At 63.4% G+C, this 14,991-nt stretch carries 14 protein-coding genes; 5 read left to right on the top strand and 9 right to left on the bottom strand.

What is annotated here, in order from left to right:
* Positions 1 to 118: 118 nt before the first annotated feature.
* From ACSBOB_RS19070 to ACSBOB_RS19060, 3 genes are all read right to left on the bottom strand, one after another.
* Positions 119 to 1,630, bottom strand: a complete 1,512-nt coding sequence (locus ACSBOB_RS19070; RefSeq protein ID WP_442577670.1) for a hypothetical protein — start codon at positions 1,628 to 1,630, stop codon at positions 119 to 121.
* Between the two features lie 169 nt (positions 1,631 to 1,799).
* On the bottom strand, positions 1,800 to 2,963 hold the full coding sequence (locus tag ACSBOB_RS19065) for a trans-sulfuration enzyme family protein (RefSeq protein WP_442577669.1): 1,164 nt from the start codon (positions 2,961 to 2,963) through the stop codon (positions 1,800 to 1,802).
* A complete protein-coding gene (locus ACSBOB_RS19060; RefSeq protein ID WP_442577668.1) occupies positions 2,960 to 4,378 on the bottom strand; it encodes a pyridoxal-phosphate dependent enzyme in 1,419 nt (472 codons plus the stop codon). Before ACSBOB_RS19060 ends, ACSBOB_RS19065 begins: the two co-directional genes overlap by 4 nt.
* Positions 4,379 to 4,783: 405 nt before the next feature.
* On the opposite strand from ACSBOB_RS19060, the gene ACSBOB_RS19055 reads away from it, so the two are divergent.
* From ACSBOB_RS19055 to ACSBOB_RS19040, 4 genes are all read left to right on the top strand, one after another.
* Positions 4,784 to 4,957, top strand: a complete 174-nt coding sequence (locus ACSBOB_RS19055; protein ID WP_442577667.1) for a hypothetical protein — start codon at positions 4,784 to 4,786, stop codon at positions 4,955 to 4,957.
* Between the two features lie 112 nt (positions 4,958 to 5,069).
* The gene (locus ACSBOB_RS19050) at positions 5,070 to 5,399 is read left to right on the top strand and encodes a hypothetical protein (RefSeq protein ID WP_442577666.1); all 330 of its coding nucleotides are present in this window, start codon (positions 5,070 to 5,072) and stop codon (positions 5,397 to 5,399) included.
* A gap of 114 nt (positions 5,400 to 5,513) precedes the next feature.
* A complete protein-coding gene (locus ACSBOB_RS19045; RefSeq protein WP_442577665.1) occupies positions 5,514 to 5,663 on the top strand; it encodes a hypothetical protein in 150 nt (49 codons plus the stop codon).
* Positions 5,664 to 5,763: 100 nt separating this feature from the next.
* Positions 5,764 to 6,738, top strand: a complete 975-nt coding sequence (locus tag ACSBOB_RS19040) for an LLM class flavin-dependent oxidoreductase (RefSeq protein WP_442577664.1) — start codon at positions 5,764 to 5,766, stop codon at positions 6,736 to 6,738.
* Between the two features lie 274 nt (positions 6,739 to 7,012).
* On the opposite strand, the gene ACSBOB_RS19035 is transcribed toward ACSBOB_RS19040, so the two are convergent.
* From ACSBOB_RS19035 to ACSBOB_RS19010, 6 genes are all read right to left on the bottom strand, one after another.
* Positions 7,013 to 8,356: an FAD/NAD(P)-binding protein gene (locus ACSBOB_RS19035; protein ID WP_442577663.1), complete on the bottom strand. Its 1,344-nt coding sequence runs from the start codon at positions 8,354 to 8,356 to the stop codon at positions 7,013 to 7,015.
* Between the two features lie 490 nt (positions 8,357 to 8,846).
* Positions 8,847 to 9,296, bottom strand: coding sequence for an RrF2 family transcriptional regulator (locus tag ACSBOB_RS19030; protein WP_442577662.1), 450 nt, complete (start codon positions 9,294 to 9,296; stop codon positions 8,847 to 8,849).
* Positions 9,297 to 9,595: 299 nt separating this feature from the next.
* Entirely contained in the window at positions 9,596 to 10,612 is a 1,017-nt protein-coding gene (locus ACSBOB_RS19025) for a sulfate/molybdate ABC transporter ATP-binding protein (protein WP_442577661.1), read from the bottom strand.
* Positions 10,609 to 11,487, bottom strand: coding sequence for a sulfate ABC transporter permease subunit CysW (cysW, locus tag ACSBOB_RS19020; RefSeq protein WP_442577660.1), 879 nt, complete (start codon positions 11,485 to 11,487; stop codon positions 10,609 to 10,611). Before cysW ends, ACSBOB_RS19025 begins: the two co-directional genes overlap by 4 nt.
* Before the next feature lie 2 nt (positions 11,488 to 11,489).
* Positions 11,490 to 12,314: a sulfate ABC transporter permease subunit CysT gene (gene cysT / locus ACSBOB_RS19015; RefSeq protein ID WP_442577659.1), complete on the bottom strand. Its 825-nt coding sequence runs from the start codon at positions 12,312 to 12,314 to the stop codon at positions 11,490 to 11,492.
* A gap of 322 nt (positions 12,315 to 12,636) precedes the next feature.
* The gene (locus ACSBOB_RS19010) at positions 12,637 to 13,632 is read right to left on the bottom strand and encodes a sulfate ABC transporter substrate-binding protein (RefSeq protein ID WP_442577658.1); all 996 of its coding nucleotides are present in this window, start codon (positions 13,630 to 13,632) and stop codon (positions 12,637 to 12,639) included.
* A gap of 379 nt (positions 13,633 to 14,011) precedes the next feature.
* Here ACSBOB_RS19010 and ACSBOB_RS19005 point away from each other — a divergent pair, with 379 nt between their 5' ends.
* Positions 14,012 to 14,965 carry a sulfonate ABC transporter substrate-binding protein gene (locus ACSBOB_RS19005; RefSeq protein WP_442577657.1) on the top strand — a complete coding sequence of 318 codons (954 nt, stop codon included), beginning with the start codon at positions 14,012 to 14,014 and terminating at the stop codon, positions 14,963 to 14,965.
* The last annotated feature ends 26 nt before the right edge of the window (positions 14,966 to 14,991 follow it).

Raw genomic sequence — 14,991 nt, 5'->3', positions numbered from 1 at the left:
CCGTCGGGGCGACCCGGCGGCCTTTTTCAGTTTCAGGATTCTCCAAGTCGATAGCAGGTACTGGATCGCTACCGATACGCGATGCCGGAAGACGAATTTCCGGCTAGCGGCAAAATCATCAATACCTCCGACCGTCGTGCGCCTCGACGGTGCGTTGAGCCATTGCCTGGGCAAGCGGATTGTCGGCTATAGGTTCTCGGCCGGCGAAATGTTTGCCGACGACCGCGAAGTCTTGCCAGAGCGGACCGAACGGCTTGCCGCTGTCGCGCAGGACGAGCGCCACGCTTGCGCATTGCGAGGCCCAAAAAGCCCGCCGCTTCTCGATATAGGCGAGTGCTGCCTTATGCCGCTGCTTGGCGCCGCGCAGTCGGTCGAGCCGCTCGTCGCAATCCGGGCCGGCTTCGAACCAGGTGTCCGTCAACTCCGTATCGTCGAGGCGGCTCGCAGCGTCCGCCAGGGTCAGCGGCATGAGCGATGGGCTTTCCAAAAGCTCGTCCAGCAGGGCCTCCGGTTCGGTCGAATCTGGCCGCAATGCCGCAATTCCAAGGGCCTCCAGCGCGTGGACGAAGCCGAACGTCGCCGCGGCGCCCTTTTCGTGGCTGACGGCCAGGGCGATCGCCAGGCGCCGTTGGATAAGTGCCAGGGACACCGGCACGATCACAAGGCCCATTCCTTTGGCGATCCCGTCAAACTCGCGCTTCGAAAAATCATTGAGCACCATTGCGTCGGCCAGGCCCGAATGGGTCTTGACCATGAAGCTGACCATCACGTGGCTCTTGCCCCGGCGCATCAGCGCGAGCAGCGACTGGGCGCCCGCGCCGTCGCATATCGAGGCGGTGCATTTGACCAGTTGCAGTTGCTCGCGCGCGACCGGCGCGGATGCCTTTGGCCGCAAGGCAGCGATGGCGGCATCGACTGCCGGGTGCATTGGAGCCGGCACCAGTCCCCGGATCAGCACCAGGCGCTCCACCAGGCGGCTCGGTACCGGCGCATTGCGGGCGCTGGCGATCAGTCCCTCGGCAGCTATGCGCACGAGGTCGGGATCGGGATCGAGCAGGCATCCCAGCAGAATGGTCCGCGCTGTATCCTCCACCCGCCCACTCAAGGCATGCACGAGGTCGCAACGCACAGACTTCGGCATATAGCGGATCAAGGCGGCGAAATACGTCTGCGCAACGTCCTCATCCAGCCCCGCCAGGTCCGCGGCAGCGTCCGAAAGGCGTTGGACAGGCACATCCGATTGGCTGACGGCCTCGACGTTGACCAGCAGGGCCGTTCGCAGCGCGTCGCCCGGATCGACCTCCGCCTCGCCGAATATCTGGAACAACGTCATGATCGCGTGCCCCGGCAGATCGCCGGCTTCCGCGGCAGCCTCGACGACTGCAAGTCCTTCCTCCAACTCCCCGCGTGCATCCCGATCGCCACCATTGGCGGCGATGCGTATCTCGGTCAGGAGGTTTTGCAGGTCGGTGGCGCGGACGAACGCTTCCTGGCCGTCGCTTTCACCCGCATAGTCATCGACCAAGCCGGCGATGTAGGTCTGGATTTCCTCGGCAAGCGACGCATCCTGCGCGCCATGTCCCTCCAGCGCGGACAACAATTGCTGCAGCATATCCGGATCGATCGACATAGGCCCAAAGTTCGGGGCGTGCCGCTTTCCCGGTGCGCGCTTTTTGGCTTTTCTGGCCATCTCGGATCGTCTCCAGATTCGTCGCCATGATACGGCGCGAACGGAGGATTTAAACCGGAGTATCGAAAAGCGCTGTGCACAAACAGCGCATTGCGCGAGGCAAGTAGCCCTACGCTTTCAGCGCCTGCTCCAGATCGGCGATCAGGTCGTCGCCATCCTCGATGCCGGCCGACAGCCGCACCAGCGAATCCGAAATGCCGATTGCGGCGCGCTGTTCGGCCGGGATCGAGCCGTGGGTCATCAGGGCAGGGTGCTCTATCAGGCTTTCGACGCCACCAAGGCTTTCGGCCAGCGTGAACAACTGCGTGTGCTCGAGGAAACGCTTGGTGTCTGCCAGGTCGCGGTCGAATTCCACCGAGATCATGCCGCCGAATGCAAACATCTGCCTTTTGGCGATCTCGTGCTGGGGATGGCTTTCTAGGCCCGGATAGATGACGCGGCGCACGTCCTTTCGCGCTTCCAGCCAGTTCGCGATCTTCAAGCCGTTCGCCGAATGCCGCTCCAGGCGCAGCGCCAGCGTCTTCAGGCCGCGCAGCGCCAGAAAACTGTCGAACGGCCCGGAGATCGCGCCGACCGCGTTCTGGAGGAATTTCAGCCGGTCGGCGAGGTCGCGGTTGTCGCCGACCACCGCCACGCCACCGACCATGTCGGAATGGCCGTTCAGATATTTCGTGGTCGAGTGCACGACGATGTCGATGCCGAGTTCAAGGGGCCGCTGGATATAGGGGCTGCAGAACGTGTTGTCGGCGGCCGAGAGCAGGTTGTGCCGCCTCGCCAGCGCAGCCACGCCTTCGAGATCGACGATCTTCAGCAGCGGGTTGGTCGGGGTCTCGCACCACAGCAGCTTCGTCTCGGGCCGGATCGCCGCCTCGACCGCCTTGAGATCGGTGAAGTCGGCAAACGTGACCTGAAGGCCGGCGGAGCGTTTGCGTACCCGTTCGAGAAGGCGAAACGTGCCGCCATAGATGTCGTCCGTCGCGACGATATGGGCGCCGCTGTCGAGCAGTTCGAACACGGTCGCGATCGCCGCGAGGCCGGATGCGAAGGCGAACGCCGCCGTGCCGCTTTCAAGGTCCGCGACAGCGCGCTCGAAGGCGAAGCGTGTCGGGTTCTGGCTGCGGGCGTATTCAAAGCCCTTGTGGACGCCGGGGCTCTGCTGGCCATAGGTCGAGGTTGCGTAGATCGGTACCATCACCGCGCCGGTGGTCGGATCGTGGCTTTGGCCGCCATGGATGGTGCGGGTCGAGAAGGCCAGGCGGTTCTTGACAGTCATCGGTTGCGCCTCAGATGGTTGATCAGGTCGACCCGAGTGATCAGGCCAAAAAATTCGTCGCCGTCGAAGACGATGGCGACCTCGTTGCGCTCGAACACCGGCAGCAGCGCATCCAGCGTCTGGGTGGTCTGCAGTGTATGCAGGTCGGCGGTCATGGCGGAGCGCACCGGCGCATTGAAGCGGTCCCAGCGGCCGTCATACGGGCCTTCCAGCACGGCAAGAATGTCGCTTTCATCTATGATTCCAATCAGTTTTCCGTTCTCGAGCACCGGAAGCTGCGAGACATCGCCGCGGCGCATGCGGCCATAGGCCGTCAGCAGCGTGTCCTCCGGCCCGACAAGCACGGTGCCGCCTTCGCGGTGCGAGCGGGCGACGAGGTCGCGCAGGTCGCCATGCTGCTCGCGCTCGGCAAGTCCTTGTTCGGCCAGCCAGAAGTCGTCGAAGACTTTCGACAGGTACTTGTTGCCGCTGTCGCAGACGAAGGTAACCACGCGCTTCGCCACGGTCTGCTCGCGGCAATAGCGCAGCGCCGCCGACAGCAGCGTGCCCGACGATGAGCCGGCAAGGATGCCCTCGCGTGATAGAAGGTCGCGCACGGCCAGCATGCTCTGCTTGTCGGTAACCGAATAGGCCTTCTTCACGAAGGACAGGTCGGCATTGGGCGGAATGAAATCCTCGCCGATGCCTTCGACGGTCCAGCTTCCGGCCTCCTCCATCTTGCCCGTCTTCACATAGGGGGCCAGCACCGAGCCCACCGGGTCGGCCAGCACCATCTCGGTCTTCGGCGAGACCTTCGCGAAATAGCGGCCGAGGCCCGTCAGCGTGCCGCCGGAGCCGACGCCGACGACCACCGCATCGACATCCTCGCCAAGCTGGCTCCAGATTTCCGGCCCGGTGGTCGTCTCATGCGCCAGCGGATTGGCCGGATTGGCGAACTGGTTGACGTAGAAGGCGCCCGGGATTCCGGCTGCGATCTTCTCGGCCATGTCCTGGTAATATTCCGGATGGCCCTTGCCGACGTCGGAGCGCGTCATCCGAACCTCGGCACCAAGCGCCCGCAAATGCTGGATCTTTTCACGCGACATCTTGTCGGGAACGACGAGGATGATGTGATAGCCTTTTGGGATTCCGACCTGCGCCAGACCTAGGCCGGTGTTGCCGGCCGTGGCCTCGACGATGGTGCCGCCCGGGATGAGGCGGCCGTACCGTTCCGCATCGGCGATCATCGACAGGGCGATGCGGTCCTTGATCGAACCGCCGGGATTCTGGCTTTCCAGCTTGATGAACAGCCGGCATTTGCCGGTGTCGAAGCGCGTCAGTTCGACCACCGGCGTTTCACCGATCAGATCCAGCACCGACCGGTAAGGCGGCCGCAGCCGGCTTCTGTCGTTGCGCTTTCCGGTGTGGTCGTTCATCGTCAAACCTCCCTGATCCGTCCTGCGCTTCACGGCTAGATGTAGCAGCAAACTGGCAAGCCCGGCATCCTGTTGCGGGCACGTTCTCTTCTCACGGCGAATGGGCGTCCTCGAAGCAAAATTCCTCCATTTAGAAGCCGTTCTGCAGAATCAGTTTGCGTGTTTTGCGTCTGTGGCTGGCCGAATGGGATTCGGATCGCGAGGTCCGGATGCTGATTTTGCGCCGCCTGCGCTTCGGTTGATGGGGGCGCCGGGCCGGAGGGAGCCTCTAAGTCATTGTGCGGATTCGATTTTCTACAAAATTAGTAGACATTGTTGACATCCTGAAATGTCGAGTCATACTTCGTTACGCAAGTGCCGTTCTGCCAACCAACCATCCCGCTGTCGCCTGATGAGGAGTTGACGATGACACAGACGACCGAAAACACCACCCGGTCTCTCCTGGACCGTCTGCGTGCTGCCTTGAATCCTCTGGCGGCGGAAAGACCTGCCGATGCAGCGGCAAGGACCGGCGACGACGATCGCCGTGTGCGCGACGAGAGCTTCTATTGGGGCTTTTGCATGAACGGCCATTGGTAAGGCCGTTCACCACTTTTCTGGGCAACAACCTTTTGCGCGCGGGGGCGTTATACACCACCGGAAGGTCGTGTCTTCCAGGTGGTTTTGCAAAAAATCGAGCGAGGAGAATACCATGACACGAGTTCTTCCCCCCTTGCATGAAGGACATGCCCCTATCTTCCTGCATCAGGCATTTCAGGAAGCGCTTGATGCCTATGAGGAATGGGGCCTCAACCGCGACGAACCCGCGGTGGAATTCGAGGGCAGGCCGATCCTGATAAGCTCCGTGTTCGGCCGCATGCGCACGTGCACGGATCTCATCCCGTCGCGGACCCTCGGCGCTGTCAGGGAGGTGCTGGGCAAACGCGCGGCCGACCTCTCCGACGACGCCGTCTATGCCGAGGCTGCGTTCCTCATGCGGGCGCTCTGCGTGGAGCGTCTGCGCGATGAGGCGCATGTTTGAAAGATCGTTCTGTTTCGACGTTGTTTCCGAGCATGAAAATGCCTGAATCGGCGAAAAATCGGAATAGACAAATTCTACCAATTTCATAGACTAACAATGAAAGAGGAGGCTGCCATGGCGAATATAGATCATCTCGGCGGAAACCGGACTGCACCACGCGCGGCGTCGCCGCGTAACGGCTCCCTTGCTTCCCTGGCGGCTCATACCGTTTTCATTGCGGCGATCGCCTTCGCCGCGGCCCTGGTGCTGGGCCTCATCCCCTGAGGCCAGCCTGCACCCCGTTTCATGAACCTTTGAAGGGTCGGTTCACAGTTCTTCAGTGTGTCGTGCGTCGCCAAGACGTTGAAATGACGGAGGAACTTTTATGCATATCGAATTCACGCATGTTCCCGGACCGTCTCTCGCCGCCGTCGGCGAGGTGGCTACGCCGTTCTTCTTCGATCTTCGCGAGAGCGAGCAGATGCTGGCGGCAATCGAGAATGCCGGCTTCGATCGTATCGTGGTCGATGACGCGGGTGGTCTTCTGACCAACATGGACCTTGCCGCGCAGGCGATGCGCCGCACCGGCGCGCTGGATATTTCGCTGACGCATTGGGCCGGCGCGATCGAACCGGCGGTTGCGGCCCGGCAGCTGGCGGCGATCGATTCCATCGGCGGAGGTCGCCTGTCGATCCGCGTTATGACCGCGACGCAAGGCGACGGCGAGCCTGCCAGCCATGTCGAGACCCTGCAACGAACCGACGAATATCTGGTGCTGCTGAAGCGTCTCTGGACGAACGACAGACCGATCGACCACGAGGGTCCAGCTTATAGTGTCCGTAACGGCTTCGTCGCGCCCAAGGGACCACGCGGCGCGGAAATCCCGTTGCGGATGAATGGCTTGTCGGGAACGACCTTTCGGGTTGCCGGCCGCCACGCTGACGTTTTCGAGCTGCCTTTCGCGACGCCCGACCACATCCGCCACATCGTAGAGCGGGTTCGCCAGGCGGCCCTGGAATGCGGTAGGGCTGGGCAGCCGAAGTTTGCGCTGCCGCTGCGCTTCGACCGGTTCTCCCGGCGGCAAAACGCCGACAGCGCGGGTGATCTGGGTTCCGCGATCCGCGCCGGCTCCCCGGAACGCATCGCGCTGGCGCTTCTGCCCTATGTTTCCCTGGGTGTCCGCGAGTTCATGATCGGCGGCCTGAACGATCGCGGAGCGGTCGCGGATTTCGGCGAGCACGTCATCCCGATCATCCGCAATTCCGCCGCGCGGCGCGACGGCCGGGAAACGGCATGGCCGCAGCCGGCCGATGCGCCTCCGGCATGGACTGCAAGCGAGTCGAAAGCCGCAAGGCATTGATTTTCAAATATTGTCGGCTCGATTGTTCGGGACGGAGGCTACGGTTGGGCAGCGCGTTCGGAATTGCGTGAAGTCCTGAAAATCATAGGATTTCAGCAGCTTGTCGCGCCGGCCGAACGAAAGCCGCGTGGCGGGCTCCACGTGAGTGCCCGAAAACCCGTCGAACCACCGCTTTTTGATGGTGCGGCGTTGCCGGCAGGCTCCGATTCAGCTGCGGCGTTCACGGCCTTTGAAGTTTCGTGACCAACTCGTCGCTTAGCCCCCGACAAGTCCTCTACCCGCCCACCAGCACCTTGGCCAGCCGGGCGCATTGGGCGCGGATGTCGGGGATCGCTTCGATCTCGAAGAATGTGCCGCGGGTCAGCGGGCCGACCGCGAAGAGTTTGGTGGACGCCGCGCCGGTCTCGCCGATGACGGCGCAATTTTCGGTGACGTCGAGACCGAGCCGCAAGGGGTCGGGACGGGCGAGCCCGCGCTCGATGAGGTCGAGCACCACGGCGATCGATCCCGCCGACACGTCCTTGGCGATGCCGGTGCAGTCGTAGACGCGGTCGACCGCAACCGTCTCGGCGGTTTGCGAATGGCGGCGAACCAGTCCGACCGCGATCCGGCCGTCGTCCCTGGCCATGCTGTCGACCCTGGCGGCGACCAGCCGGATGCGGCCGGCCTCGACGGCTTTCTTCAGACGTTCATGGATCGGCGGCGCCGTGCGGTGGCGGTGGATGTCCCACCAGGCTTTCGTGTGCTCGACGAAGCGGCGTTTTGCCGAGGCCGGCCAGCTTTGCCAGATGCGCTGGTTGAAGGGGCGCAGCCCGTCCAGCACATCACGCCAGTCGCCGCCGGCGGCCTGGGTCTGGCGGATCAGGTCGCGCAGCCAGCCGACGAAATAGGACAGGTCGGTGCCGAGCGGAATGTCGGCGACGTCGAGCCGGATCGGCTTGCCCTTGCGGTGGGTGGACGGCATCAGGCCGCGCCGCGACACGGCGACGATCTCGCCGCGATGGCCGCGATGCTCCAGCGTCAGCCAGGCGTCGATCATGCTGAGCCCGGTGCCGAGGATCATGACCCGCGCGTCGGCGTCGAGCGGCGTGTCGGCCGGCGAACCGATGCGAATTGCGAGCGGATGCTCGGGGGAAGGCTCCTCGTCGTGACCGACCGCCAACACGACGGCATGGCAGGCGAGGCTGGTGCCGTTGGCGAGTTTCACGTCGACGCCGGACGCGGTCGGCGATACGCCGAGGCAGGTTTCATGCAGGAGCCGCAAACGGCCCGTTTCGCGTTCGCGCTTAAGATTGTCCTGGAGCAGTTCTTCGAGGTAGCGCCCGTAGACGGCGCGCGGCAGGTAGACGGCAGGATTGCCGTCGGTGACGATGCCCGTCGCCTGCGCCCATCGCCAGAAATGCTCGGGATCGTCGGCATAACCGCTCATGCCCATTGCGCTGACGTTGAGCACATGGTCGGGCAGGGCGGTCGAATAGGCGCGGCCGCGGCCAAAGGCCGACGCTTTTTCGATCAGGGTGATGCGCAGGTCGGGGTTTTGCGATTTGAGGAGATGCGCGGCGATCAACACGCCGCTGGCGCCGCCGCCGATGATGGCAATCGAGGCGCGGGCGGTCATGCTCGGACCTCTTTGATACGTTGCAGGGAGTTATTGGCGAGCCTGCACTCGTGCTTATCCGAAAAATCGCTTGCGACGTTTGGGTCCAAAACTCTCAGGGTGCTAAGGGAGAATTCTGCAAAGCTTCTGATTTCATTGCCGGTGAGACATAGATTCCCGACACTCTCCGCTCCCTTCGGTCGCTCACGAGGTCGAGAATGACAGACTTCATGATCTGCTTCCGCCAATCGCCAACTTTGGAGAGGGGCCAAAACGCAAATGATGTCGTCATTCCCGACCTCGTGAGCGAAGCGGAGCGGAGCGGAGAGTGTCGGGAATCCATGCCTCGCCGGTGGGGAAATTAAAGTCCGGGCAGGCTCAAACCTCCTCAAGCCACCTATACGAGTCTGATGACCGTTTAGGGGGAGAGATACCCGGCAGGGCAGCGACAGGCCGCGCCGACGATTACGGTCGAAAGCCTCCAGTCCGGCTGATCGCGGAGAAAAGCCGCTCAGGCGTGATACTTCAACAGCGCCGCGACGTCGTCGTTGGCCGCGTCGCGCATCTCGGCAAGGCTGCGGTTGTCGAGCACCGAGGCGATGGCGTGGCGGACTTCCAGCATCATGTGGCGGACCTGGCAGGTCGCCTCGTCGCAATCCTCGCAGCGCTGGTATTGCGTGTGGCTGGCGCAGGGGATGGGCGCGAGCGGGCCGTCCAGCACGCGTACGACGTGGCCGATCTTGATCTCCGCCGGCGACCGCGACAGGCGGTAGCCGCCGTCCTTGCCCTTGCGGCTCTGCACGAAGCCGGCATTGCGCAACTCGCCCAAAATGGCATCCAGAAATTTCTTCGGGATGTTGTTCGTCGTGGCGATGTCGTTGACGAATGCAAGCTGGCCTTCGGGCATCTGCGACAAGTGGATCAGGGCCTTCAGCCCATACTTGCCTTTTTTCGTGAGCATTTTCGAAAACTGTCTTTGCGTTGCCTGAGATAAAAACCGATCGTCCCGGATACCCGATCGATGGACTGCGTCCGATACGGATAAATTCCAGTGAATCTATAAACAAGTGCAAATGCGTTGATTTTTCGTCATTTTCGCGGCTTGCGGTGCAAATTTGGCACTGGGGAAGGTAACTTTCCGGCAAAGTCTGTCTCATTGGCGTGAGCGTGAGGAAGACAAGCGATGCTTAAAGTCTATAGAAAAGATAGGATATAGGGAAGCCATGGTCCGCCGAATGTCACGTCTTCGGTAGGGATCGTTCAGGCGGCAAAAACCTTCATCCGAACGATTTGCAGAAAACCCTCGTCGCCGGCGCGCACGACGGTTTCGGGTGGCACGTCGAGTTCCACCGTCTCGCCGCCGGTTGTGCGGGCGACAAGCCGCCGGCCATCGGGGCGATCCACGACACGCAGCACCGTGGCCGGAATGCCGCTTTCGCGCGACCAGTCGAGGTCGCCCGGACGCGCATAGACCTCCGCCGAACCATCGGGGCAACCGGCGGCGTCCAGCGTGATGCCGCCGATCGAAGCGACGCCGTTTTTCACGCTGCCTGAAAGCCGGTTGGTATCGCCGAGGAATTTCATGACGAAGGCGGAGGACGGGTTGCGGCAGACCTCTTCCGGCGTTCCCTGCTGGATTATCTTTCCCTCGTTGAGGATGACGACACGGTCGGCGAGGTCGAGCGCTTCTTCCTGGTCGTGGGTGACGAAGATGGTGGTGATCCCGAGTTCGCCGTGGATTTCGCGCAGCCAGCGGCGCAGATCGCGCCGCACATTGGCGTCGAGCGCGCCGAACGGTTCGTCGAGCAGGAGAACCTTTGGATCGACGGCAAGGGCACGGGCCAAGGCTACCCGCTGACGCTGGCCGCCGGAAATCTGGGTTGGAAAACGCTCGCCGAGGCCATCCAGCCTGACCAGCCTGAGCAGGTCGGCGACCCGCGCGGAAACTTCGGCGGGCGAACGGCGCACCTTAGAGACCTTCATGCCGAAGGCGATGTTTTCGGCGACCGTCATGTGCGGGAACAGCGCATAATGCTGGAAGACGAAACCGACGCCGCGATCGCGCACCGGAATGTCTGTGGCGTCCTGGTCGCCGAAATAGATGTGCCCGCCATCGGCGTATTCGAGGCCGGCCACCATGCGCAGGATGGTGGTCTTGCCGGAACCGGAAGGGCCGAGCAGGGCCAGCAGCTCACCGCTCTCGATGTCGAGCGACACGCCGTGCACGGCGCGGAACGTGTCGAATGTCTTCACGACCTTGTCGAGGCGGATCTTCATGCGGATTTTCCAGTGGGCGCGGCGAGCGCCGGGCGGTGGGCGCGGCCGGCGCCCTGGCGTTCCAAAAGGACCTTGGCGACGATGGTGACAAGCGCGAGCACGGTGAGGATCGAGGCGGCGGCGAAGGCGCCGGCGGTCTGGTAGTCGTGGTAGAGCAACTCGATGTGCAGCGGCAGCGTGTTGGTCTGGCCGCGAATGTTGCCCGACACGACCGAGACGGCGCCGAACTCGCCCATGACGCGGGCATTGCACAGCACCACGCCGTAGAGCAGAGCCCAGCGGATGTTGGGCAGCGTGACCGAGAAGAAGGTGCGCCAGCCCGACGCGCCGAGCGAGGTCGCGGCTTCCTCCAGGTCGCGGCCCTGCGCCTGCATCAGCGGCACAAGCTCGCGCACCACGAAGGGCGCGGTGACGAACATCGAGGCCAGCACAATGCCGGGCAGCGCGAACAGGATTTTTATGTCGTATGTTTGCAGCAAGGGGCCTAGCAGACCTTGCAGGCCATAGACGAACAGATAGGCCACGCCGGCGACGATGGGCGAGATCGAGAACGGAATCTCGATCACCACCAGCAGGAATCGGCGGCCCGGAAAGTCGAATTTGGTGATCGCCCAGGCCGCGGCTATGCCGAAGGCGGTGTTGATCGGCACGGCGATCAGCGCGGTGACCACGGTGAGCATGATGGCGTGGCGGGTGTCCGGATGGGCGATGGTCTTTGCAAACCCGTCGAGGCCGAGCGAAGCGGCCTGCGCGAAGATGACGATGAGCGGCGCCAGGATGAGCAGCGCGCCGACGACAAGCACGAAGCCGATCAGCGTGCGGCGCACGGCCAAACTGTCGCCGACGCGGGGAGGGCGTTTTTTTGCCGGCTGCATGGTCAGTTCCTCACCGTGTAGCGCAGGGCGCGGGCCTGCAGCAGGTTGGTGAAGGCCAGCATGAGGAAGGCGGTGATCAGCAGCACCGAGGCGATTGCCGCGGCGGCCTGGTAGTCATATTCCTCCAGCCGGATGAAGGCGAGGAGCGCGGTGATCTCGGTAGACATCGGCTGGTTGCCGGCGATGAAGATGATGGCGCCGAACTCGCCCAGGCTGCGGGCGAAGGACAGCGACAGGCCGGCGAGCAGGGCCGGCATCAGCAGCGGCAGGATCACCCTGAGAAAGATCGCGCGGTCGGAGCCGCCGAGCGTCTGGGCTGCTTCCTCCAGCGTCGGGTCCAAGTCTTCCAGCACCGGCTGCACGGTGCGCACGATGAAGGGCAGGCTGGTGAAGGACATGGCGACCATGATGCCGAGCGGCGTGTAGGCGACCTTTATGCCAGCCTCGGCCAGCACTGAGCCGAACCAGCCGTTTGGCGCGAACAGGGTGGTGAGCGCGATGCCGGCGACCGCCGTGGGCAGCGCGAACGGTAGGTCGACGATGGCGTCTACCAGCCGCTTGCCAGGGAAGGAATAGCGCACCAGCACCCAGGCGAGCGCCAGGCCGAAGACGAGGTTGAAAGCGGTGGCGGCAAGCGCCGACAGCACGGTGACGCGGTAGCTGGCGACGGCGCGCGCCGAGGACACGATGCGCCAGTAGTCCTCCGGGCCGAGGCTGGCGGCCTTGAAGACAAGCGCGCCGAGCGGCAGCACGACGATGAGGCCGACATAGAACAGGGTTATGCCGAGGGACAGCGGCAGGCCGGGGAGTATGCGGCGGCGGGTCATGCGCGGACGCCGGTTGGTCGCGAGACGCGGTTGAGACGCCGGCGCCGCCCATCATCCGCCTGCCGGCACCTTCTCCCCGTGAAGGACGGGGAGAAGGACGATGTCGCCACGGCGTGCTCCAATCGCCAAAGTTGCAAGTTGGCGAAGCCGGCGCGGCCGGCGTCTCTCTCCCCGTCCTTCACGGGGAGAGATGCCCGGCAGGGCAGTGAGGGGCGGCGCGAACGCTGAAATTCCACAGATTGGCTCGGAAAAATGGTGTTAAAAACGAAAACCGGCGGGTCCAAAAGACCCGCCGGCCATCAAGCCGAAACGACGCTTCAGGTCAACGCTCGCCGTAGATCTGGTCGAGCAGGCCGCCGGCGGCGAAATGCTCCTTCTGGACCGCAGGCCAGCCACCGAACACGTCCTCGACGGTGACCAGGCGCACGTTCGGGAACTTGTCCTTGAATTCGGCCGCGACCGCCTCGTCGTTGATACGGTTGCCGTTTTCGGCGGCGATCTTCTGGCCCTCGGGCGTGTAGAGGAAGTCGAGATAGGCTTTCGCCAGATCGCGCGAGCCGTGCTTGTCGACCACCTTATCGACGATCGCCACCGGGAATTCCGCCAGCAGGCTGACGGACGGCGCGACCTGCTCGAACTTGTCCTCGCCGAACTCTTTCCGGATGCCGGTGGTTTCTGATTCGAAGGTGATCAGCACGTCGCCGATCTCGCGCTCGACGAAGGTGGTGGTGGCGGCGCGGCCGCCGGTGTCGAACACCGGCACATTGTCGAAGAGTTTTGTGACGAATGCCTTCACCTTCTCCTCGTCGCCCTTGAAGGCTTCCTTGGCGTAGGCGGTGGCGGCGAGATAGGTGTAGCGGGCGTTGCCGGAGGTTTTTGGATTAGGGAAGATCACCTTCACGTCGTCGCGGACGAGGTCGTTCCAGTCCTTGATGCCCTTCGGATTGCCGGCGCGCACCAGGAAGGACGGCAGCGAATAGAAGGGCGAGGCCTTGTTGGCGAATTCGCTTTGCCAGTCGTCGGAGACAAAACCGTTCTTCACCAGGAAGTCGATGTCGGTGACCTGGTTGAAGGTGACGACGTCGGCCTCGAGGCCTTCGACGATGGCGCGCGCCTGCTTCGAGGTGCCGGCATGCGACTGGTCGATGGTGACGTCCTTGCCGGTGTCGGCCTTGTATTTCGGGATGAAGGCGGCGTTGACGTCCTCGAACAATTCGCGCGCCACGTCGTAGGAGGCGTTGAGGAGCTTGTCCTGAGCGTTTGCCGGGCCGATGCCGAGGGCGGCGAGGGCGGCGCCGATGAGCAGCAGGCGTTTCATGAATGGTCTCCCCAAGGGTGTTGTCTGATGGTCGCCAAGATACCGGCCCGCTGCTCGCGATGAGAGAGACGGCGCACCTCGCCTCGATCAGAGAATAGAAAATGCATCCTTGGATAGTATTGGCATGGGAAAATATTACCTGTTGCTCGGCATTCGACCCCACGAGGACGCAACGTTTCCCGACAGGCGCGCGCACTGCGGGGATGGTGCCCTCACCCTTTCCAGCCTATCCGCGCGGCGGAAGGGCAGGCGGGCGCAAAATACTTCTCTGCCACAATCCAATTTCGAAATATTTTACCTCTATAGAATTGATGGATTTACCTAGCATGGCCTCATTCAATCGGGCGGGCGGTTTGCGCCGTCCCAGACGGAGGGGTCAATGTTCTCAATCACACGGCGCGTTTTTTCGGCCGGCCTGCTGGCCGCGGCGGTCCTGGGCGGAGGTGCTGCGCAAGCCGCCGACTTGAAGGAACTCAAGATCGGCTACCAGAAGACCGGCCTACCGGTCATCGCCCGCCAGCAGCAACTGATCGAGAAGGCGCTGGAGCCGCAAGGCATCACCGTGTCGTGGGTGGAATTCACCGCCGGCCCGCCGCTGGTGGAGGCGCTGAATGTCGGCGCGATCAATGTCGGCTGGACCGGCGATGCGCCGCCGATCTTCGGCCAGTCGGCCGGCTCGGCGATCGTCTATGTCGCCGCACTTCCCGGCAATGTCGGCGGCGAGGCGATCGTCGCAAAGGCTGAATCCGGCATCAAGTCGGTGGCCGATCTGAAGGGCAAGAAGGTCGCGGTCGGCAAGGGCACCAGCGCCCACAATCTGCTGATCGCTGCACTTGAGAAGAACGGCCTCGCCTTCGACCAGATCGAGCCGGTCTATCTGGCGCCGGCCGATGCGGCCGCGGCCTTCGCCAGCGACAAGGTCGACGCCTGGTCGATCTGGGATCCGTTCCTGGCCATCGCCGAGACCCGCTACACGCCGACCGTTCTGGTGCGCTCGCCCGAGGTGCTGAAGGTCAACACCTATTTCCTCTCCAACCGCGACTTCGCCAAGGAGAACCCGGCGGCCGTCACGACGACGATCGGCGCGCTGAAGGTCGCGGCGGAATGGGCCGACGCCAACCGCGACAAGGTGGCCGCTGCGCTGCACGAGGTGACCGGCGTGCCTCTGGAGGCCCAGACGCTGGCTGCCAACCGCGCCGAGTTCGGCATCTTCCCGATCACCGACGAGATCATCGCCAATCAGCAGGCGACGGCCGACCGCTTCTACAAGCTTAAACTGATCCCCAACGCCATCAAGATCGCCGACGCGGTTTGGACGCCGCCGGGCAACTGATCGGTTTCGACGCAGACGTCCTGGCA

It is taken from the genome of Mesorhizobium sp. KACC 23794 (assembly GCF_052180275.1).
Taxonomy (GTDB): domain Bacteria; phylum Pseudomonadota; class Alphaproteobacteria; order Rhizobiales; family Rhizobiaceae; genus Kumtagia.
The sequence above is the reverse complement of the archived record's forward strand: the minus strand, read 5'-3'. Positions and strand labels throughout refer to the sequence as shown.

Excerpts from the sequence above, each read along its gene's own strand:
- ACSBOB_RS19070 (WP_442577670.1), bottom strand. The coding sequence starts at position 1,630 with ATGTCGATCGATCCGGATATGCTGCAGCAATTGTTGTCCGCGCTGGAG.
- ACSBOB_RS19065 (WP_442577669.1), bottom strand. The coding sequence starts at position 2,963 with ATGACTGTCAAGAACCGCCTGGCCTTCTCGACCCGCACCATCCATGGC.
- ACSBOB_RS19060 (WP_442577668.1), bottom strand. The coding sequence starts at position 4,378 with ATGAACGACCACACCGGAAAGCGCAACGACAGAAGCCGGCTGCGGCCG.
- ACSBOB_RS19055 (WP_442577667.1), top strand. The coding sequence starts at position 4,784 with ATGACACAGACGACCGAAAACACCACCCGGTCTCTCCTGGACCGTCTG.
- ACSBOB_RS19050 (WP_442577666.1), top strand. The coding sequence starts at position 5,070 with ATGACACGAGTTCTTCCCCCCTTGCATGAAGGACATGCCCCTATCTTC.
- ACSBOB_RS19045 (WP_442577665.1), top strand. The coding sequence starts at position 5,514 with ATGGCGAATATAGATCATCTCGGCGGAAACCGGACTGCACCACGCGCG.
- ACSBOB_RS19040 (WP_442577664.1), top strand. The coding sequence starts at position 5,764 with ATGCATATCGAATTCACGCATGTTCCCGGACCGTCTCTCGCCGCCGTC.
- ACSBOB_RS19035 (WP_442577663.1), bottom strand. The coding sequence starts at position 8,356 with ATGACCGCCCGCGCCTCGATTGCCATCATCGGCGGCGGCGCCAGCGGC.
- ACSBOB_RS19030 (WP_442577662.1), bottom strand. The coding sequence starts at position 9,296 with ATGCTCACGAAAAAAGGCAAGTATGGGCTGAAGGCCCTGATCCACTTG.
- ACSBOB_RS19025 (WP_442577661.1), bottom strand. The coding sequence starts at position 10,612 with ATGAAGATCCGCCTCGACAAGGTCGTGAAGACATTCGACACGTTCCGC.
- cysW (WP_442577660.1), bottom strand. The coding sequence starts at position 11,487 with ATGCAGCCGGCAAAAAAACGCCCTCCCCGCGTCGGCGACAGTTTGGCC.
- cysT (WP_442577659.1), bottom strand. The coding sequence starts at position 12,314 with ATGACCCGCCGCCGCATACTCCCCGGCCTGCCGCTGTCCCTCGGCATA.
- ACSBOB_RS19010 (WP_442577658.1), bottom strand. The coding sequence starts at position 13,632 with ATGAAACGCCTGCTGCTCATCGGCGCCGCCCTCGCCGCCCTCGGCATC.
- ACSBOB_RS19005 (WP_442577657.1), top strand. The coding sequence starts at position 14,012 with ATGTTCTCAATCACACGGCGCGTTTTTTCGGCCGGCCTGCTGGCCGCG.